Genomic DNA, 19,877 nt, shown 5'->3' on the forward strand with positions numbered 1-19,877 from the left:
GGGTCAGCCCTGCAACAAGATGGAGAACGGAAGGTAGCGCAGCACATCGCCACGGGCGATGGGGTGCTGCGGCGGGTTGTCCACCAGGCCGTCGGCCCAGACGGTCGAGGTGAGCACCGCGGAATTCTGCGAGGCAAACAGCTCGGCCTCGCCTTGCGCATTGAGCCGAACGCGCAGATATTCGCGGCGCCTGTCGGGCTTGGGCCAATCGAACGCGGCGCGCACCGGCAGCGTCTGCACGGCGGTTTGCCCTGCGCCCTGCAAGGCGAGCAAAAAAGGCCGCACAAAAAGGAGAAAGGTCACGAAGCTCGACACCGGATTGCCGGGCAGACCGATGAAGGCGGCTTCGCCCTGTTCTTCGCTGCGGCGCAGATGGCCGAAGGCCAGCGGCTTGCCAGGCTTCATGGCGATCTGCCACAGATCGAGCGCGCCTTCGGCCTGCACCGCGGGCTTGACGTGGTCTTCCTCGCCCACCGACATGCCTCCGGTGGACACCACGAGGTCGTGGCCCAGCGCGGCTTGGCGCAGCACGGCGCGGGTGGCCTCGAGCTGATCGGGCACGATGCCGAAATCGGTCACCTCGCATCCCGCGGTTTCCAGCAGGGCGCGGATGACAAAGCGGTTGGAGTTGTAGATGGCGCCGGGGCGCAGCGGCTCGCCGGGCATGGCGAGTTCATCGCCGGTGAACAGCATCGCCACGCGCGGCTTGCGACGCACTCGCAGCGAGGCCACTCCCACGGAAGCGGCCAGCCCGAGATCCTGCGGCCGCAGCCGTTGCCCGGCTGCGAGCACCACACTGCCAGCCGCCACATCCAGGCCGCGTCGCCGCACCCAATCACCGGCCTTGGGCTGCGCGTTGATGCGCACCGCATCACCCTCGGCGGCGCATTGTTCCTGCATCACCACGGCGTCCGCGCCCGGTGGAATGAGCCCGCCGGTAAAAATACGCGCCGCCGTTCCCGGCTGCAGGGGCTGCGGTACGGCGCCGGCCGGAATGCGCTGGCTCACCGGCAGGCGGGCGCCCGCGGCAGACACCTCGGCGCTGCGCACGGCGTAGCCGTCCATCGCGGTGTTGTCAGCCGGGGGCACGTCGATGGTGGAGCGCACCTCTTGCGCCAACACCCGACCGAGAGCGGACGAGAGCGGCAGCGTCTCGGTCTCGCTGATCGCGCTCGCAGCAGCCAGCAGACGCTGCAAAGCGACATCGGGATCGATCAGAGGTGAAGCTGGCGCAGTCATGGCAGGTACTCGAATTTGGGGGCATTGTCCGTCAACCAGTCGGCCACGGCAGCCGGGGCGTTGATGTCGAGGACGGCGGCAGGGGCGGGCTGCGGGAGTTGCTGCGGCGAGTCGGTGGCGATGGCGAGAACCTGCGCATCCTCGGGGTAGCAGAGAGGCCGCCCGGTGCTGGCGCGCCACACTTCAACCTTGGGGAGCCGCGCCTGCTTGAAGCCTTCGACAAACACCCAGTCAGCGGCTGGATCGAGCATGAGCAGAAGCTCGGGCACCCCAAGCTCTTGCGGCTCAGGCAGACGGCGCTGCAGCGTGATCAGGCGGTCGGACGCGGCCAGCACCTCAAACGCGCCGGCCTCGCGGTGCCGCCAGGTGTCTTTGCCCGGATGATCGAACTCGAAGCGGTGATGCGCGTGTTTGAGTACCGACACCCGCAACCCCTTCTGCACGAACCGCTTGACCAGCGCCTCGACCAAGGTGGTCTTGCCGCTGCCGGAAAATCCGGCAAATCCGACGACCTTCATCAGGAGCCCGCCAGCCCCGCGCCGCAGTGCATCGCAATATAGGTCTTCACCGCCTCCACCTCGACCGGCATGACGGCAAAACGCTGCGGGCGGCGTTCGAGGTCTTCGAGTCCGGCCGGGCGCTGCGGGCAGGTACCCACGGCTTCCTGAATCGTTTCGGGGAACTTGGCGGCCAGCGCCGTTTCGAGCACCAGCATGGGCACGCCCGGCTCCAGGTGTTCGCGCGCCACTTTCACGCCGTCGGCGGTATGGGTGTCGATCAACCGTTCGCTGCCCTGCCACACGCTCCGGATGGTGGCGAGCCGGTCGGCATGGGTGCTGCTGCCCGAGGTGAAGCCGTAGTCGGTCGCACTCCTGGCAAACGCCGGGTCGGCCGAGAGGTCGAAAAAGCCCCTGCTCGGCAGTTCGTCCGCGAACAGCGCGTGCACGCGCGAAGCGTCGCGCCCGAGCAGATCGAAGATGAAGCGCTCGAAGTTCGAGGCTTTGGAGATATCCATCGACGGGCTAGAGGTGTGATGTGTTTCCGCCGATTTGCGCGGACGATAGACGCCGGTGCGGAAGAACTCGTCGAGCACGTTGTTTTCGTTGGTGGCCAGCACCAGCTTGCGGATCGGCAGACCCATCATGCGCGCCACATGCCCGGCGCAGATGTTGCCGAAGTTGCCCGACGGCACCGTGAAGCTCACCTGCTCGTCGTTGCTGCGCGTGGCCTGGAAGTAACCGGCGAAGTAATAGACGATCTGCGCCGCAAGCCGCGCCCAGTTGATGGAGTTGACCGTGCCGATGCGCCAGCGGCGCTTGAAGTCGAGGTCGTTGGACACGGCCTTGACCATGTCCTGCGCATCGTCGAACACGCCTTGCACCGCAATGTTGTGGATGTTGGCGTCGGCCAGCGAATACATCTGCGCGGTCTGAAACGCGCTCATCTTGCCGAAGGGCGAGAGCATGAACACGCGAATACCGCGCTTGCCGCGCATGGCATATTCGGCCGCGCTGCCGGTATCGCCCGAGGTCGCGCCGAAAATATTGAGTTCGCTGTGCTGGCGGGCCAGCGCGTACTCGAACAGATTGCCGAGCAACTGCATGGCCATGTCCTTGAACGCCAGCGTCGGCCCTTCGGACAAGCCCAGCAGCGCCATGCCCGGATCGCCTTTCAGCGGTTTGAGCGGCACGATCTCGGCATGGCCGCCGAACACCTCGGGCGTGTAGGTCTTGGCGATCAGCGCGCGCAGATCGTCCGCCGGAATGTCGGTGATGAAACGCGACAGAATCTCAAAAGCCAGATCGGCGTAAGACAGCCCGCGCCATTGCGCCAGCGTGGCGCTATCGATCAGCGGATAGCTTTCGGGCAGATAGAGCCCGCCATCGGGCGCCAGCCCTTCGAGCAGGATGTCGGAAAAACCTCGGGTCGCGGACTCGCCGCGGGTACTCAGATAACGCATCAGCGCAACTCCTCTTTACGAATGCGCACGATGGGCGCGTGCACGCTGGGTAGGGTCTGCATGCGGCCGATGGCCGCATTCATGTGCGCCTCGACGGTGTCATGCGTGAGGATGATGAGATCGGTCTGATGCTCGCCCTCCCCGGCTTCGCGCTGAATGAGACCGTCGATGGAAATACCCTCATCGGCCAGGATGCGCGTGAGGTCGGCCAGCACCCCGGTCTGATCGGCCACGCGCAGGCGCAGGTAATAGGCGGTGACCACCTGATCCATCGGCAGGATGGGCAAGTCGCTCATCGCATCGGGCTGGAAGGCCAGATGCGGTACGCGGTGCTCGGGATCGGCGGTGTGCAGCCGGGTCACGTCCACCAGGTCGGCGATGACGGCGGAGGCCGTCGGCTCGGAGCCCGCCCCCTTGCCGTAATACAAGGTCGGACCTACCGCGTCGCCCTGCACCACCACCGCATTCATCGCGCCTTCGACATTGGCGATCAGACGTGTGGCCGGTATCAGAGTGGGATGCACGCGCAACTCGATGCCCTCACCGGTGTTTTTGGTGATGCCCAGCAGCTTGATGCGGTAGCCGAGTTGCTCGGCGTAACGGATGTCGGCAGCCTGCAGCGCGGTAATGCCCTCGACATAGGCTTTGTCGAATTGCACCGGCACGCCGAACGCGATGGCGCAGAGAATGGTCGCTTTATGCGCCGCGTCCACGCCCTCGATGTCGAAGGTCGGATCGGCCTCGGCATAGCCCAGCGCCTGCGCCTGCTTGAGCACGGTGGCGAAATCCAGCCCCTTGTCGCGCATCTCGGACAGGATGAAATTGGTGGTGCCGTTGATGATGCCCGCGATCCATTCGATGCGGTTGCCCGCCAGCCCTTCGCGCACCGCCTTGATGATGGGAATTCCGCCGGCCACAGCCGCCTCGAAGGCCACGATCACGCCCTTGGCCTGTGCCGCGGCGAAGATTTCGTTGCCGTGAATGGCCAGCAAGGCCTTGTTCGCGGTGACCACATGCTTGCCCGCAGCGATGGCCGCCAGCACCAACTCGCGCGCCGGGCTGATGCCCCCCATGAGTTCGACCACGATGTCGATGTCGGGCCGGGTCGCCAACGCCATGAAGTCCGTTGTGATGGGCAGGGCGTCCCCTAAAGCGGCGCGCGCCTTGTCGGGGTTGCGCGCGGCAATCGCCGCGAGGGCAATGCCGCGCCCGGCGCGACGCTGCAGCTCTTCCTGGTTGCGCGCCAGCACCTTGACCACGCCGCTGGCAACGGTGCCCGCGCCGAGAAGGGCAATCTGTAAAGGTTTCATAGAGAACGGGACAGGAAATCAGGCCGAGGCCGAGGCAACAGCGCGGCTGCGCTTGCGGAGGGTTTCTAGAAAGCGCGCGATGCGGCCGATGGCTTCCGTCAGATCGTCGGCATTGGGCAGAAAAACGAGCCGAAAATGGTCGGGCTGCGGCCAGTTGAAGCCGGTACCCTGCACGATCAACACTTTTTCCTGCGCCAGCAGGTCGTAGGCGAACTGTTGATCGTCGGCGATGGGGTAAATCTCGGGATCGAGCCGCGGGAACATATACAGCGCCGCCTTCGGTTTCACCACGCTGACCCCCGGAATCTGCGTGAGCAGGTCGTAAGCCAGATCACGCTGCTTGGTCAGGCGCCCCTGCGGCGCGACCAGATCCTTGATGCTCTGATAACCGCCCAGCGCAGTTTGAATGGCCAGCTGGCCCGGCGTATTGGCGCACAGGCGCATCGAGGCCAGCATGGTCAGCCCCTCGATGTAGTCGCGCGCACACCGTTTGTTGCCCGACACCACCATCCAGCCCGAGCGGTAGCCGCAGGAGCGGTAGTTTTTCGACAGGCCGTTGAAGGTGATGAACAGCACATCGTCGGCCAGCGAGGCGATGCTGGTGTGGGTGTTGCCGTCGTACAGCGTCTTGTCGTAAATCTCATCAGCGAACACGATGAGTTCATGCTCACGCGCCACTTGCACGATCTCTTCGAGCAATTCGCGCGGGTACAGCGCACCGGTCGGGTTGTTGGGGTTGATCACCACGATGGCCCGGGTGTTGGGCGTGATCTTGCTGCGGATGTCGGCAATGTCCGGATACCAGTCCGACTGCTCGTCGCAGATGTAGTGCACCGGCTTGCCGCCCGAAAGGGCCACCGACGCGGTGTAGAGCGGGTAATCCGGCGCGGGAATCAGCACTTCGTCGCCATTGTTGAGCAGCGCGTTCATGCTCATATTGATGAGCTCGGAGGCGCCGTTGCCGATGAACACATCGTCGATGCTCACCCCCGCAATGCCCTTTTCCTGCGTGTAATGCACGATGGACTTGCGCGGCGCGAACAGGCCCTTGGAATCGGTGTAGCCGGCCGCACTGGGCAGGTTGTGGATCATGTCCTGCACGATCTCATCGGGCGGCTCGAAGCCGAACACGGCCAGATTGCCGATGTTGAGCTTGATGATCCGCTGCCCCTCCTCTTCCATCTGCCGCGCCTTGTCGAGCACGGGACCTCGGATGTCATAGCAGACATCGGCCAATTTGTCGGACTTCCGGAATTCGCGCACAACCACCTCACTCTCTACCTAGAAAAAAGCGTCCGCACAAACACCGTGCGTGCTGCCACCCTGGCCACTCATCCCGATCCTGAGCGCATCTCTTCAGGGTAGGGGATTCAGACCCGCGCCCGCCCGCCATGCGGAGGGCTAACCCTATAATTTACCTTGATCTGCACCTTCAACCCCTGCATTTCCCTCGGTTTGCGCCGTCTTTCCCCCACGCCCGCCCCTGCGCGAGCCTGATGTAGCGGCCCGCACCCGTCCAGTCATGAAACTCCAGCCCGACTTCTCCCCCGATACGCAGATGGTCTCCGCCTACGGGCCGGGCTATGTCGAAGTCAACGGCGTGCGCCACACCAGCGCCTGCGTGTTCGCCCCGCAGCAGGCGCCAAAGCCCTGGGGTGCCGAGCACGTCGGCGCGCTGTTGCCCGCGCACATCGACGCCCTGTTGCTCGATCCGCTGCCCGAGGTGGTGCTCATAGGCACGGGCCGCGAGCAGCATCTGCTGCCCGCCGCCTTGATGCGCCAGCTCATCTCGCGCCGCATCGGCTGGGAAGTCATGGACACCGCCGCCGCCTGTCGCACCTACAACATTCTGGCGGGCGAAGGTCGTCATGTGCTGGCCGCGCTGATGATCGAATGATCGGACCGGCGCGAACCGAGGCAAAACAGCGTGAACCGGCTCTGGTTCGCGCGGCAAGATAAAATAAGGTTTTACGTCCTTCCGTTTCCCTCAGCAGTGTCAACGACTGATCAGAACGAGGAGAAACGATGCAGCAGCCCAGCAGGAGACTTCATGGCTTTGGTCTTGAATAAAGTGGTTCCCGATTTCGAAGCCGCCGCCACCAGTGGCGTGCAGTTCAGCCCGAAAAACTATCTGGGCAAAAAAATTGTTCTCTACTTCTACCCCAAGGACATGACGCCCGGTTGCACCACCGAGTCCATGCACTTTCGCGACAACTTCGAAGCATTCGAGCAGGCCAATGCCGTGATTTTCGGCATCTCGCGCGACAACCTGCTGTCGCACGAAAAGTTCAAGGAGCACCTCGAACTGCCGTTCGACCTGATCGCTGATACGGAAGAAAAGCTCTGCCACATGTTCGGTGTGGTGAAGAACAAGATCATGTATGGCAAGAAGGTCAAGGGCATCGAGCGCAGTACCTTCGTCATCGATGCCGACGGCGTCCTGCGGCAGGAATGGCGCGGGATCAAAGTCGCGGGGCACGTTGACGAAGTGCTCGACGTCATCCAGAAACTCTGAACCCCAATCACCCCAACGCGGCGCTTTGTTTTGAACCTCAGACTCCGCAGCACCCTGGGCACTCAGCGCGGGTTGCGCATGCTCTGCATCGACAGCAGGCGCAGATCTCATCCTGAGGTGGCCAACCATGTGAAAGCCGCTGTACCGTCTCGCGATGGTCAGCGGTTTTTTTGTTGCGTTTTGCTGGTCTAGCCGCCCCTGAATCAGCATCTCCTACTCCATCCCCTTCCCACGTCTGCAAGCCTATCCATACGCCTCATGCCCCTGCCTCCCCCACCCAAGTCCATGGGCAGCCTGCTGACCCAAGCTGCTCCGTCGACCACACAGACGCCCTCCGCTTCGCGAAAAACCACGGCGCTCGACAAGGCCCGCCCAATACCTCAGGAGACCGCGCCGACGGTCGCAGTTGTGTCGGCGGCGACGCGGCCCGCGGCATCCACGCGCCAAACACGCCAGCCGATACCGCGTGAGGTCGCCCCCGCTGCTGCGGATCGCCCCGCCCAGAAGGCGGTGCAGCCCAAGCGGGCACCCATTGCCCAGCAACCCGCCAAGCTGTTCGTCCTCGACACCAATGTGCTGCTGCACGACCCGATGTCGCTCTACCGCTTTGAAGAGCACGACATCTATCTGCCAATGGTCACGCTGGAAGAACTGGACGCGCACAAAAAGGGCCTGTCGGAAGTGGCGCGCAATGGCCGCCAGGTCAGCCGTGAGCTCGATGCTTTGGTGGCCGATACCGGCAGCGGCATCGACCAAGGTATCGCGCTGAATCGCACCGGCCATGCGGAGGCCAAGGGACGCCTGTTCTTCCAGACCCGCGCGCACGATGTCGAACTGCCCATCGCACTGCCTCAGGGCAAGGCGGACAACCAGATCCTGGCGGTGCTGCAGGATCTCACGCACATTCATACCGAGCGGCCTGTGGTGCTGGTGTCCAAGGACATCAATATGCGCGTGAAAGCCCGCGCCCTGGGGCTGCATGCCGAGGATTACGCCAACGACAAGACGCTAGACGACGCCGATCTGCTCTACACCGGCATGATGGTGCTACCGCCCGATTTTTGGGATCGGCAGGCCAAGTCGGTGGAAAGCTGGCAGCAGGGCGGCAACACCTTCTACCGGGTGCAGGGCAAGTTCGTCGCACAGATGCTGGTCAATCAGGCGGTTTATTGGGAGAGCGGCAGCGCCCCGCCGCTCTACGCGCGAGTGAAGGAAATCCGCGCGAACACCGCCGTGCTGCAGGTCATGCGCGACCATACGCACCAGAAAAACGCCATCTGGGGCGTCACGGCGCGCAACCGCGAACAGAACTTCGCCCTCAACCTGCTGATGGACCCGGATGTGGATTTCGTCACATTGGCGGGACAGGCCGGTACCGGCAAGACCCTGCTCGCGCTGGCCGCGGGCCTGTCTCAGGTGCTGGACGCCCGGCGGTACAACGAAATCATCGTGACCCGCGTGACCGTTCCAGTGGGCGAAGACATCGGCTACCTACCGGGCACCGAAGAAGAAAAGATGGGCCCTTGGATGGGCGCGCTCGACGACAACCTCGAAGTGCTCAATCAGAGCGAAGGGGGCAACTCGGGCGGCGAGTGGGGCCGGGCCGCCACGCAAGATCTCATCCGCTCCAAGATCAAGATCAAGAGCATGAACTTCATGCGGGGCCGCACGTTTCTCAACAAATACGTCATCATCGACGAAGCTCAGAACCTCACGCCCAAGCAAATGAAAACCCTGATCACCCGCGCGGGCCCCGGCACCAAGCTGGTGTGCATGGGCAATATCGCGCAGATCGACACGCCCTACCTCACCGAAGGCAGCTCAGGCATGACTTTTGTGGTGGACCGTTTCAAGGGCTGGGGCCACAGTGGTCACGTCACCCTGGCCAGAGGCGAACGCAGCCGCCTGGCCGACTACGCCAGCGAAGTGCTGTAAGCGCGGGAGAAGCTGGCGCGCGATCAGAATTCGCGCGTCAGGTTTTCAAACCGCGTCAGCGGCTTGAGGAAGGCGAGATGCACCACGCCGATCGGCCCGTTACGCTGTTTGCCAATAATGACTTCAGCCACCCCGGCGTCTTTCGAGTCTTTGTTGTAGACCTCGTCGCGGTAGATGAACAGGATCACGTCGGCATCCTGCTCGATAGCGCCCGATTCTCGCAGATCGCTCATCACCGGTCGTTTGTCGGTGCGCTTTTCGAGGTCGCGATTGAGCTGCGACAGGGCAATCACCGGGCAATGCAGTTCCTTGGCCAGAGCCTTGAGCGAGCGTGAAATCTCGGAAATTTCAGTGGCGCGGTTCTCGCCGTCTCGCGACGACGACATAAGCTGCAGGTAATCGACCACGATCAAGCCCAGCCGCCCGCCGAACTGACGGGCCAGACGTCGCGAACGCGCCCGCAGTTCCAGCGGATTGAGCGCCGGGGTTTCATCGATGTGCATGTGCACGTCTTGCAAGCGTTCGATGGTTTCGGGCAGACGCGTCCACTCGTCCTCGGAGAGTTGGCCGGTACGCAGATGGCTCTGGTCGATCCGCCCCATCGAACCCACCACGCGCAACACCAGCTGCGACGCGCCCATTTCCATACTGAACACCGCCACCGGCAGTTGCTCATTGATCGCCACATGTTCGGCAATGTTCAGCGAAAACGCCGTCTTGCCCATGGAAGGACGGCCGGCAACGATGACCAGATCACCAGGCTGCAAACCCGCGGTCATCCGGTCCAGATCGGCAAAACCCGTGGGCACCCCGGTGGTATCAGCGCCGCCGCGCTCGGCCAACTCGCTCACCCGCTTGAGCAACTCACCCAGCAGGCCCTTCATCGACTGGAAGCCCGCGGCGGATTTGGCCCCCTCCTCCGAGATGGCGAAAATACGCGACTCGGCCTCGTCGAGAATTTGCTGCACGCCCCGCCCTTGCGGGTTGAGCGCGTTCTGTGCAATCTCGTCGCTGATGGTCACCAGTTGGCGCAGCACCGCGCGCTCGCGCACGATCTCGGCATATCGGCGAATGTTCGCAGCGCTGGGCACACACTGCGCCAGCGAATTCAGGTAGGGCAGTCCGCCGCATTCCTCGTGCTTGCCGATGGATTGCAGCGCCTCCAGCACGGTGATCACGTCGGCCGGTTTGCTCAGATTGATCAGGTCGGCGATGGCCTGGAAAATCGCCCGGTGCTCGAAGCGGTAAAACTGCGCCGCCACCAGCAGATCGGCCACCTTGTCGAAGGCCTGGTTGTCGAGCAACAGCCCGCCCAGCACCGACTGCTCTGCCTCGATGGAGTGCGGCGGCGTGCGAATGGCGTCTAGGGCTTGGTCTTGCATGGCGGTAGGCGGCAAATGCCATCCAAAAATAAAAAGCGATTTGGCATTGTGCCGCACGCAGCGGCACAAACCAGAAACAAAGCAGAGACAACAAGGGCCGCATTCGCGGCCCTTGTGTCCAGCGCGAAAACCCCGCGATTACATCGCTTCGGCTTTGACCTGCAGGGTGATGTCGGTAACGACATCGGTATGCAGGGCGATCGATACCGGATGCTCACCCGTGGTCTTGACGTGACCCGCCGGGAAGCGAACCTGCGACTTGCTCACTTCAATGCCTTGCTTGGCCAGGGCTTCGGCCACGTCGCCGTGGGTCACGGAGCCGAACAAGCGGCCATCCACACCGGCTTTCTGCACCAGGGTGATGACCAGGCCATTGAGCTTCTCACCGGCGGCTTGCGCCTGCATCAGCTTTTCAGCCGCCAGCTTTTCCATCTCGGCGCGACGCGCCTCGAACTCCGCCATGGCCGCGGCCGTGGCACGGCGCGCCATCTTCTTGGGGATCAGGAAGTTGCGGGCGTAGCCGTCCTTGACCTTGACCACGTCACCCAGATTGCCGACGTTCAGAACTTTTTCGAGAAGAATGATTTGCATGGTGTCGTCCCCGGATTAGCCCTTGTGCAGGTCGGTGTAGGGCAACAGCGCCAGAAAGCGCGCGCGCTTGATGGCGGTGTTGAGCTGGCGCTGGTAGTGCGCGCTGGTGCCGGTCAGGCGGGCGGGAATGATGCGAGCGTTTTCCGCAATCAGATCCTTGAGCACATCGACATCCTTGTAGTCGATCTGCTCAACCTTGGCGACGGTGAAACGGCAGAAGCGCTTGCGCTTGAACAGAGAAGACTGCTGGTTGCGACGAGCGCGCTTCGGGTCGTTCTTTTTGTCGAATTTGCGTGGTGGTGCCATGATTTAAACCTCAATGTATTGTGTGACGTGCAACTTCATCTGGCGCGAGCCGCGACGCGATGCACGCAGGAAACCGGAAACTTGTAACAGGACTCCAGGACTGAGACGGTGCATTTCGTGAGCAATCTTCCCAAACCCGACACAGCCGATCTGAAGCTGCACTTCGCAAGGCATGTCTGCCTCGGACTGGGTCGATTGATGCTGCAACACAAAATCCAGTGCTTCGATTCCGGCCGGCGTGTAGCGGAGTTCGCCCCGCTCGGCCAAAATGCCCTGAAGTTCGAGCCGATTGATCTGGCCGCTATTCAGGCCATTTTTCAGGCTGTTTGCTCCTGTTGGGCCTTGCGAGCCTCGTCGCGCTCGACCTGCTTCATCATGATGGAAGGCGCGGTTTCGGCCTTGTCCGTCTTGATCACCAGGCTGCGCAGCACGGCATCGTTGAACTTGAAGCTGTGCTCGAGTTCGCGCAGGGTTTCCAGGTCGCACTCGATATTCATGCAGGCGTAATGCGCCTTGGCAAGCTTCTGAATGGGATAGGCCAGTTGGCGGCGGCCCCAGTCTTCAACCCGGTGGATCTGGCCCGCCTTGGCGGTCACGGCGCTTTTGTAGCGCTCAATCATCGCGGGCACTTGCTCGCTTTGATCCGGGTGGAAAATCAACACAATCTCATAGTGACGCATGCAGATTCCTTCAAATGCGGCAGGGCGCAGCCCCCCTTAGGGTGAGGCCTACGCGCTGTCCTTGTGGATAGAAGCCGCCCGGAGCGCAAAAAGCGTCAATTCCGGCACAACCGGTGCGGCAAGGAACCAAGCATTATAGACGAATCGTCTTCGAGGCTCTCAATGTTTCGCCAACTGTTGCCAGGTGGCAATCACGGTGTCGGGATTGAGCGAGATCGACGAGATACCCTGCTCCATTAGCCATTGCGCCAAATCGGGGTGATCGGACGGCCCCTGACCGCAGATGCCCACATACTTGCCCTCGGCGCGGCAGGCGGCAATGGCTTGCGCCAGCAGCACCTTCACCGCCGGATCGCGTTCGTCGAAAGCCTGCGCCACCAAGCCGGAGTCACGGTCCAGCCCCAGGGTGAGCTGGGTCAGGTCGTTGGAGCCGATGGAGAAGCCATCGAAATATTGCAGGAACTCCTTGGCCAGCACGGCGTTCGACGGCACTTCGCACATCATGATGATGCGCAGGCCGTTTTCTCCGCGCTTGAGGCCGTGACGACCCAGCAGATTGATGACGCCCTCAGCCTCACCAAGCGTGCGAACGAAGGGCACCATGATCTCGACGTTGTCCAGCCCCATCTGTTCGCGCACCCGTTTGAGGGCGACGCACTCCATCTCGAAACTCTGCGCAAAGTCGGGTGAGACATAACGCGAAGCCCCGCGGAAACCCAGCATGGGGTTTTCTTCGTCCGGCTCATAGCGCGAGCCGCCGATGAGCTTTTTGTACTCGTTGGACTTGAAGTCAGACAAGCGCACGATGACGGGCTTGGGATAGAACGCCGCGGCTATGGTGGCGATTCCTTCGGCCAGTTTGTCCACATAAAACGCACGTGGGCTGACATGGCCGCGCGCCACGCTCTCCACCGCCTTTTTTAGATCGGAGTCGACATTCGGATACTCGAGCACCGCGCGGGGATGCACGCCGATGTTGTTGTTGATGATGAACTCCAAACGCGCCAGACCCACGCCCTGATTGGGCACCTGCGAAAAATCGAAGGCCAGGGTGGGATTGCCCACGTTCATCATGATCTTCGTCGGCACCTCGGGCATGGCGCCGCGGGCGACTTCGGTCACTTCGGTTTCGAGCAGGCCGTCGTAGATCTGGCCGGTATCGCCCTGCGCGCAGGACACCGTGATCAGCATGTCGTCCTTGAGCACGTCGGTCGCATGCCCGCAGCCGACCACAGCGGGAATGCCGAGTTCACGGGCGATGATGGCGGCGTGGCAAGTGCGCCCCCCGCGGTTGGTGACGATGGCCGAGGCCTTTTTCATCACCGGCTCCCAGTTCGGGTCGGTCATGTCGGTAACCAGCACATCACCCGCCTGAACGAGGTGCATATCGGTGATGGAATGCACCACCCGCACCGGTCCGGCGCCGATTTTCTGGCCGATGGCACGACCCGTGACCAGCACGGCACCCTTGCCCTTCAGGGTGTAGCGCTGTTCGGTACGCGTGTGTCCGTTGGACTTCACCGTCTCGGGGCGAGCCTGCAGGATGTAGAGGTGGCCGTCGATGCCGTCCTTGCCCCACTCGATGTCCATCGGACGCTGGTAATGCGCCTCGATGGTCATGGCAAAGCGCGCCAGCTCCTGCGCCTCGGCGTCAGTCAGGCAGTAGCGGTTGCGCAGTTCGGACGGAGTGTCGACCGTCTGCACCAGATGCGGCGAACCCGCGGGTGCAAACTCCATACGAATCAGTTTAGAGCCAAGATTGCGGCGGATCACCGCCTCCTTGCCCGCCTTGAGCGTGGGCTTGAACACGTAAAACTCATCAGGATTCACCGCCCCCTGCACCACCGTCTCGCCCAAGCCGTAGGACGCGGTGATGAACACCACATCCGGAAAGCCCGACTCGGTGTCGAGCGTGAACATCACGCCGGACACTGCCTTGTCGCTGCGCACCATGCGCTGCACACCGGCCGATAGCGCCACATCGCTGTGCACAAAGCCCTTGTGCACCCGGTAGGAAATCGCGCGGTCGTTGTAGAGCGAGGCAAAGACGTGCTTGATTTTTTCCAGCACCGCGTCGATGCCGCTCACGTTCAGATAACTTTCCTGCTGCCCGGCGAATGAAGCGTCGGGCAAATCTTCCGCCGTGGCTGAAGACCGCACCGCGAACGAAGCCTCTGGATTGCCCGCAGTGAGATCGGCATAGGCGCCGCGGATGGCCTGCTCCAGATCGGCCGGGAACGGCGTTTCGATCACCCACTGGCGGATCTGCGCGCCGCAGCGCTCCAGGGCGCGCACATCGTCGGCGTCCAACTCTTTGAGCATCGTCTCGATGCGCTCCCCCAGTCCCCCGGCACGCAGGAATTGCCGGAAGGCGTGCGCCGTGGTGGCGAACCCGCCTGGAACCCGAACCCCGCTGCCGGAGAGCTGGCTGATCATTTCTCCAAGCGACGCATTCTTGCCGCCGACCTGATCGATGTCGCTCATTCGCACATCATCGAGCTGCAAAATGAGCTCATTGCCGCTGTGGGCGGTGTTTTGCTGGGTCATGATGAAAGTCCTTCATAGAATGAAAAAACTGGGCTCGGCGTGATCGTGGCGAAAATGACAGGTCTTGTTCGAGTTGGTATCGCCGTCTTCGCAAGTCACACTGACAATGCGGCTCATTCTAGGTTTTGAACGCTGACACATGCCTAACCGCTCGGTCTTTTTCGTCTCGGACGGCACCGGAATCGCTGCCGAGACCTTCGGCAACTCTGTTCTGGCGCAATTCGACGTGCAGCCCCACCGCATTCGCCTGCCGTTTGTCGACACGGTGGAGAAAGCGGTGCATGCGGTCGAGCGCATCAACGAGGTCGAACGCGCCGAGGGCAAGCCGCCGATTGTGTTCGTCACCCTGGTGCACCCGGACGTGCTCGACATCATTCAGGGCGCACGCGCGCTGGTGCTCGACATGTTCAACAGCTTCGTGCAACCGCTCGAAGTGGCGTTCGGGGCCAAATCCAACCATCGCATCGGACGATTTTCCGATGCGGCCTACAGCCCGCAGTATCACAACCGCATCGACGCGATCAATTTTTCGCTCATGCACGATGATGGCCAGTCCACCCGAAATCTGACCGAGGCTGAAGTCATTCTGGTGGGCGTGTCGCGTTGCGGCAAAACACCCACTTCGCTCTATCTCGCCATGCAGCATGGCGTGAGGGCGGCGAACTATCCGCTCATTCCCGACGATTTCGAGCGCATGCGCCTGCCCGACGGGCTGAACGGTTTGCGGCACAAACTGTTCGGGCTGTCGATCACGCCCGAGCGTCTGAGCGAAATCCGCACCGAGCGGCGGCCCAACAGCCGTTACGCGGCGCTCGACAACTGCCGCTATGAAGTGAGTGAGGCGGAAAAACTCATGCGGCGCGAGGGCATCCGCTGGTTGTCGTCCACGCACAAGTCCATCGAAGAGATCGCCACCACCATCCTGCAGCAGATCCGCCCGGATCGGCTGGAATATTGAGCGCCATCCGCCATGCACGACGACGATAAAAACGCCTACCTACTGGGATTCGCCTCGACCCAACAAAAAATTCCCGAGCGCGAGGAAGCGCTGCCCATCGACCCCGACCGGGCGCAGATTCCGCTCACCGGGTTGATGGTCGATGCGGGCACCGATCTGTCGGGCACGATGGCGGCGGACCGGCGGGTGCGCATTCTGCCGCTGACCATCCAGTGGCCGGGCCGAACGCTGCTGGACAAAGGGACGGCAGAAGTCCGCACCGTTTCGCGCCAGCTCAGCCACGAGCGCATCCGCAGCGCCGAGGTCAGCGCGCCATCCGTCGAGGCGCTGAGCTACCGCATGCACCCGCATCTGGCGCTCAACTTCGACCGGCTGCTGCTGCTGGCCACCCATCCGGCCCTGGTGGAGGCCAGCCGCAGCGTGGAGCAGATGTTCAAAGATCATCAGGACGAAATCACCCACCTGCGCCGCGAACGCCACCTCCGGCCCGACTATGCCCTGGAGGTGATCAACACCCGTTCACTGCTAAGCGGCCCGGCCCTGCAGGCGCGCCTGCTGCTGAACTCTCCCGAGATGCGCATGGGCGATATCCCGGGTCTGCGGCGACTTGCCCAAACGCTGGCCGACCAGACCGAGGTGTGGCTGGCGCCGGGTCATCCCGCCGATGTCGCTTTCACGCTAGGGCGGCTTGAGCATCCCGATCTGTCTCCCTGGGTGCAGGCCTGCAGCACGCGGCTGACGCAAATCATGCACCGCTATCCGGTGCTGAGTTGCAAAGCCGGGGCGTTCGGTCTGGAAGCGCGGACGAGCAAGTGGAAATCGGCAGCGTCGCGGGTGATCGACGCGGCGGCGCAAGCCATCTGGACAAACGCGCTTGCGGCCCCGGTGATTCAGCTCAGCTTCGATGGCAGCATTCGCGAATTGCGCGACTGGCCCGAAATGCAAGCGCTGAAAAAAATGGCCGCTGAAAATGAAGTGAAGCTCCACGTCACCCACATGAGTCTGGGTGGCCGAGTCTGGGCCTCGGCCCAGTCGCTGTCGCTGGCGTTGCTGCGCAAGCCCGCGGGCTAAAACCTAGCTCAGCGTCTTGCTGAACTGAGACTGCCGCACGCCCTCGTAGAGGCAGATCGCCGCCGACGCGGCGACGTTGAGCGACTCCACGCCATCGGCCTGGGGAATGCGCACCAGCGCGGAACACTTGGCGACCAGGGCATCTGAAATCCCCTGTCCTTCGTTGCCGAAGATCCAGGTCACGGGTTCCTTCAAATCGAGTTCGTACAACACCGTGTCAGCCTGCATGTGCGTGGCATAGATCGGGCGCGGCACGATGTTGAGCACCTGCTCCCAGGGCGGATCTTCGAATACCGGAATGACGAAGTGCGCGCCCATGGCCGAGCGCAACACTTTGGGCGACCACACCCCGGCGCAACCCCGCAGCAGATACACCGCGCCGCAGCCCGATGCCGCGGCGGTGCGCAGCATGGTGCCCACATTGCCGGCGTCCTGCACCCGATCGAGGATGAGCGCGCTGCCCGGACGGGGCTTGGACGACTTGGGACGGGCGATCAGCATGCCCACCGGCGGGCCGTTCTCCACCGCAGTGATCCAGTTGAACAGGGCCTGATGCAAGACCACTGTCTGTGTGGTGCCGACGCGCTCGACCAGCGCCGCGATTTCCGGGTCGAGCAGGCCTGTATCGGTGGTGATCAGCGGCTCGGCGGCATGGCCTGCGGCAAGCGCGGCTTCGATGAGATGAATGCCTTCGAGCCAGACCTGGCCGAGCTTGCGCACCGCGCCCGGTTCGGTGGACAGGCTGCGCAGGGTTTTGATTAGCGGGTTTTCAGCCGAGGTAATACGCTTCACGACACGACGTCCTTCAACGTGGGAGGGCGGATAGACTGAGCCAACAGGCGGCGGATAGGGGCAAAGCTGCGGCGGTGTACGGCGCAGGGCCCCAGTGTAAGCAACGCCGCGCGGTGCGCCGCGGTGCCGTAGCCGCTGTGGCGCTCGAAACCATAACCCGGGTAGCGCTGCGCCAGCTCGGTCATCAGGCGATCGCGGTACACCTTGGCGATGATGGAAGCCGCGCTGATCGCAGGCTGCACCGCATCGCCGCCCACGATGGCGCGACAGGGCATGGCCACCTGGGGCGTCTGATTGCCATCGACGAGCAACAGGTCGATCTTGCAGGGCAGCGCCGCCACGGCGCGCTGCATGGCCAGCAGCGTGGCTTGCAGAATATTGCGCTGATCGATTTCTTCGACCGAGCTCTCGGCGATGCTCCAAGCCAGGCTGTACGCCCGGATGTGCGCATCGAGTTCCTCGCGACGGCGAGCGCTCAGCAGCTTGGAGTCGGCCAGCCCGGCAATGGGATGGGCGGGATCGAGCACCACGGCCGCGGCCACCACCGGCCCCGCCCACGGCCCGCGCCCGACTTCGTCGCAGCCGGCAATCAGGGCAACAGGAGCACCGTATTCTGCGGCGAATAAGGTGGCCTGCGTCATGCCGGAATCATGTCGAGAATGGCCTGCGAGGCCAGCGCGGCCGTATCGCGCCGCAAACTCAGGTGCATATCAGTAAAGCGGTCTTGCAGGTGCTGCAATTGCGCCGGGTGCTCCAGCAAGTCGCTGGCCGCATCGGCCAGGGCCAGCGGGGTGCAATCGTGCTGCAACAGCTCGGGCACCAGACGTTTGCCTGCGAGGATGTTGGGCAGCCCGACATCGGGCAGATAACCCCGGCCCGACATCATGCGGTAAGAGAGCGCCGACATGCGATAGCCGATCACCATGGGCCGCTTGAACAAGGCACATTCCAGCGTGGCAGTGCCACTGGCGACCAGGGCGAGATGGCAGGCTGCGAGAACGGTGTGCGACTGGCCGTCGATCAGGTGCAAGGGAAGGTCGGGATGAGCGGCCGCCGCCTGCAACACCATGGGTCGCAGGCCCGCATGAGCAATCGGCACAACCACCCGTGACATCAGGCCGCGCTGCACCAGCAAAGCGGCGGCGGCCAAAAACGGCGCGATGAGATGCTTCACCTCGGCTCGGCGACTCCCTGGCAACACGGCCAGACAACGGCCGTCTGCGGGCAGAGCCAGCGCCCGGCACGCCGCCTCGCGGTCGGGTTCCAGGGGAATGACCTCGGCCAGGGGGTGGCCGATGTAAGTCGCCTTCACGCCCGTATCGGCATAAAGCGCGGGCTCGAAGGGAAAAATACAGAGCATGTGATCCACAGCCTGGCGAATCAGTTCGATGCGCTCGCGCCGCCACGCCCAGATGGACGGGCTCACCAGATGCGCAACCGGTATACCCGCCTGCCGCAGGCGACGTTCCAACTGCAAATTGAAATCCGGCGCGTCCACCCCGACGAACACCGCCGGCGGTTCGGCCAGAAGGCGCCCGCGCAAACGCCGGCGCATCAGCAGCAGTTCGGGCAGGCGCGCCAGCACGTCGGCATAGCCATTCACCGCGAGCCGTTCGCTGGGCCACCAGGCATCGAAACCCGCGGCCTGCATGCGCGGCCCGCCGATGCCCACGCTGCTTAGACCAGGCGCCCGGTCGTGCAGGGCCCTGAGCAAATGCCCGGCCAGCAGATCGCCGGAAGCCTCACCAGCGACGAAGGCCAATGTCGCCGAAGCACGGGCGGTCATCATCCGCTCAGGGCCGGACGATGCCACGCCCAGCCTCGGCCAGGAACGCCTGCAGCGCGTTAACCGCCTCGGCCGCCTGCGGCCGCTCGGCCAGCAGATCGGCCAGCGCGGCGCGCGCCTGCTCCAGCGACAACCCTTGCCGATACAGCACACGGTAGGCGGCGCGCAGCGCGGCGATCTGATCGGGCGAATAGCCTCTGCGCCTCAGCCCTTCGGCATTGATGCCGTGCGGTTTGGCGGGATTGCCTGCCACCAGGGTGTAGGGCGGTACGTCCTGCAGGATGACCGAGCTGATGCCGGTCATCACATGGGCGCCGATGCGCACGAACTGATGCACGCCGGTATAGCCGCCCAGCACGGCCCAGTCGCCCACATGAACATGGCCGGCCAGCTGCGCATTGTTGGCAAAGATGGTGTGGTGGCCCACCTGACAGTCGTGCGCGATATGCACATAGGCCATGATCCAGTTGTCGTCTCCGACCCGGGTGATGCCGCCATCTTGTACCGTGCCGATGTGCAGGGTGCAGTATTCGCGGATCACATTGCGGTCGCCGATCTCCAGCGCCGTATCTTCGCCTTTGTATTTCTTGTCCTGCGGCTCGCCGCCGATCACGCTAAACGGATGCAGCCGGTTGTCGGCGCCAATACGGGTTCGCCCTTCGATGATGACATGCGCGCCCACGCGCGTGCCCGCACCGATGCGCACCTTGGGGCCGACCAGGGCGTAGGGGCCGATCTCGACATCGTCGGCGATTTCCGCGCCCGGATCGACCTGCGCCGTGGAATGAATCTTGGGCATGCTGGC

At 63.2% G+C, this 19,877-nt stretch carries 20 protein-coding genes; 5 read left to right on the forward strand and 15 right to left on the reverse strand.

All coding sequences use genetic code 11. The features are described from left to right. Positions 1-3: 3 nt before the first annotated feature. Genes THI_RS11180 through THI_RS11200 form a run of 5 tightly spaced genes read right to left on the reverse strand, consistent with a single transcriptional unit; the run spans position 4 to position 5,772 of the window. Positions 4-1,239 carry a molybdopterin molybdotransferase MoeA gene (locus tag THI_RS11180; RefSeq protein WP_013106359.1) on the reverse strand — a complete coding sequence of 412 codons (1,236 nt, stop codon included), beginning with the start codon at positions 1,237-1,239 and terminating at the stop codon, positions 4-6. Further along, positions 1,236-1,757, reverse strand: coding sequence for a molybdopterin-guanine dinucleotide biosynthesis protein B (gene mobB, locus THI_RS11185; RefSeq protein ID WP_013106360.1), 522 nt, complete (start codon positions 1,755-1,757; stop codon positions 1,236-1,238). The genes THI_RS11180 and mobB overlap by 4 nt, the downstream gene beginning before the upstream one ends. Further along, on the reverse strand, positions 1,757-3,199 hold the full coding sequence (gene thrC, locus THI_RS11190; RefSeq protein ID WP_013106361.1) for a threonine synthase: 1,443 nt from the start codon (positions 3,197-3,199) through the stop codon (positions 1,757-1,759). The genes mobB and thrC overlap by 1 nt, the downstream gene beginning before the upstream one ends. Continuing rightward, a complete protein-coding gene (locus THI_RS11195; RefSeq protein ID WP_013106362.1) occupies positions 3,199-4,509 on the reverse strand; it encodes a homoserine dehydrogenase in 1,311 nt (436 codons plus the stop codon). Before THI_RS11195 ends, thrC begins: the two co-directional genes overlap by 1 nt. An 18-nt stretch (positions 4,510-4,527) precedes the next feature. After that, complete coding sequence (locus tag THI_RS11200) at positions 4,528-5,772, reverse strand: pyridoxal phosphate-dependent aminotransferase (protein ID WP_041609266.1); 1,245 nt, start codon at positions 5,770-5,772, stop codon at positions 4,528-4,530. A 259-nt stretch (positions 5,773-6,031) separates the two neighbouring features. Here THI_RS11200 and THI_RS11205 point away from each other — a divergent pair, with 259 nt between their 5' ends. The 3 genes from THI_RS11205 to THI_RS11215 all read left to right on the forward strand — a co-directional run bounded on the left by THI_RS11205 (position 6,032) and on the right by THI_RS11215 (position 8,959). Beyond that, positions 6,032-6,406 carry an Mth938-like domain-containing protein gene (locus tag THI_RS11205; protein ID WP_013106364.1) on the forward strand — a complete coding sequence of 125 codons (375 nt, stop codon included), beginning with the start codon at positions 6,032-6,034 and terminating at the stop codon, positions 6,404-6,406. 153 nt (positions 6,407-6,559) lie between these two features. After that, positions 6,560-7,024 carry a peroxiredoxin gene (locus THI_RS11210; protein WP_013106365.1) on the forward strand — a complete coding sequence of 155 codons (465 nt, stop codon included), beginning with the start codon at positions 6,560-6,562 and terminating at the stop codon, positions 7,022-7,024. Positions 7,025-7,282: 258 nt separating this feature from the next. Beyond that, positions 7,283-8,959 carry a PhoH family protein gene (locus THI_RS11215; protein WP_013106366.1) on the forward strand — a complete coding sequence of 559 codons (1,677 nt, stop codon included), beginning with the start codon at positions 7,283-7,285 and terminating at the stop codon, positions 8,957-8,959. A gap of 23 nt (positions 8,960-8,982) precedes the next feature. Here the strand turns inward: THI_RS11215 and dnaB are convergent, their stop codons facing one another. The 6 genes from dnaB to ppsA form a co-directional block, all read right to left on the reverse strand. Beyond that, the gene (gene dnaB, locus THI_RS11220; RefSeq protein WP_041608999.1) at positions 8,983-10,341 is read right to left on the reverse strand and encodes a replicative DNA helicase; all 1,359 of its coding nucleotides are present in this window, start codon (positions 10,339-10,341) and stop codon (positions 8,983-8,985) included. Between the two features lie 138 nt (positions 10,342-10,479). Next, positions 10,480-10,932, reverse strand: a complete 453-nt coding sequence (gene rplI, locus THI_RS11225; protein WP_013106368.1) for a 50S ribosomal protein L9 — start codon at positions 10,930-10,932, stop codon at positions 10,480-10,482. Between the two features lie 15 nt (positions 10,933-10,947). Then, positions 10,948-11,238: a 30S ribosomal protein S18 gene (rpsR, locus tag THI_RS11230; protein WP_013106369.1), complete on the reverse strand. Its 291-nt coding sequence runs from the start codon at positions 11,236-11,238 to the stop codon at positions 10,948-10,950. Positions 11,239-11,241: 3 nt separating this feature from the next. Continuing rightward, positions 11,242-11,559 carry a primosomal replication protein N gene (priB, locus tag THI_RS19630; RefSeq protein WP_370512656.1) on the reverse strand — a complete coding sequence of 106 codons (318 nt, stop codon included), beginning with the start codon at positions 11,557-11,559 and terminating at the stop codon, positions 11,242-11,244. After that, positions 11,556-11,918: a 30S ribosomal protein S6 gene (rpsF, locus tag THI_RS11240; protein ID WP_013106371.1), complete on the reverse strand. Its 363-nt coding sequence runs from the start codon at positions 11,916-11,918 to the stop codon at positions 11,556-11,558. The genes priB and rpsF overlap by 4 nt, the downstream gene beginning before the upstream one ends. Positions 11,919-12,077: 159 nt before the next feature. Next, on the reverse strand, positions 12,078-14,465 hold the full coding sequence (gene ppsA, locus THI_RS11245) for a phosphoenolpyruvate synthase (RefSeq protein ID WP_013106372.1): 2,388 nt from the start codon (positions 14,463-14,465) through the stop codon (positions 12,078-12,080). Between the two features lie 139 nt (positions 14,466-14,604). Here ppsA and ppsR point away from each other — a divergent pair, with 139 nt between their 5' ends. Both ppsR and THI_RS11255 read left to right on the forward strand, forming a co-directional pair. Continuing rightward, a complete protein-coding gene (gene ppsR / locus THI_RS11250) occupies positions 14,605-15,423 on the forward strand; it encodes a posphoenolpyruvate synthetase regulatory kinase/phosphorylase PpsR (protein ID WP_013106373.1) in 819 nt (272 codons plus the stop codon). A gap of 12 nt (positions 15,424-15,435) precedes the next feature. Further along, complete coding sequence (locus tag THI_RS11255) at positions 15,436-16,494, forward strand: DegV family protein (protein WP_013106374.1); 1,059 nt, start codon at positions 15,436-15,438, stop codon at positions 16,492-16,494. A 3-nt stretch (positions 16,495-16,497) separates the two neighbouring features. On the opposite strand, the gene THI_RS11260 is transcribed toward THI_RS11255, so the two are convergent. The 4 genes from THI_RS11260 to lpxA are packed head-to-tail and all read right to left on the reverse strand — an operon-like array spanning position 16,498 to position 19,871. After that, positions 16,498-17,286: a TrmH family RNA methyltransferase gene (locus THI_RS11260; RefSeq protein WP_013106375.1), complete on the reverse strand. Its 789-nt coding sequence runs from the start codon at positions 17,284-17,286 to the stop codon at positions 16,498-16,500. Then, positions 17,283-17,927 (reverse strand): ribonuclease HII, encoded by a 645-nt coding sequence (gene rnhB / locus THI_RS11265; protein WP_013106376.1) that lies wholly within the window; start codon positions 17,925-17,927, stop codon positions 17,283-17,285. The genes THI_RS11260 and rnhB overlap by 4 nt, the downstream gene beginning before the upstream one ends. Continuing rightward, on the reverse strand, positions 17,924-19,075 hold the full coding sequence (gene lpxB, locus THI_RS11270; protein ID WP_013106377.1) for a lipid-A-disaccharide synthase: 1,152 nt from the start codon (positions 19,073-19,075) through the stop codon (positions 17,924-17,926). The genes rnhB and lpxB overlap by 4 nt, the downstream gene beginning before the upstream one ends. A 4-nt stretch (positions 19,076-19,079) precedes the next feature. Beyond that, positions 19,080-19,871 (reverse strand): acyl-ACP--UDP-N-acetylglucosamine O-acyltransferase, encoded by a 792-nt coding sequence (gene lpxA, locus THI_RS11275; protein ID WP_013106378.1) that lies wholly within the window; start codon positions 19,869-19,871, stop codon positions 19,080-19,082. Positions 19,872-19,877: the final 6 nt, after the last annotated feature.

The sequence above is a fragment of the Thiomonas arsenitoxydans genome, assembly GCF_000253115.1.
GTDB classification, from domain to species: domain Bacteria; phylum Pseudomonadota; class Gammaproteobacteria; order Burkholderiales; family Burkholderiaceae_C; genus Thiomonas; species Thiomonas arsenitoxydans.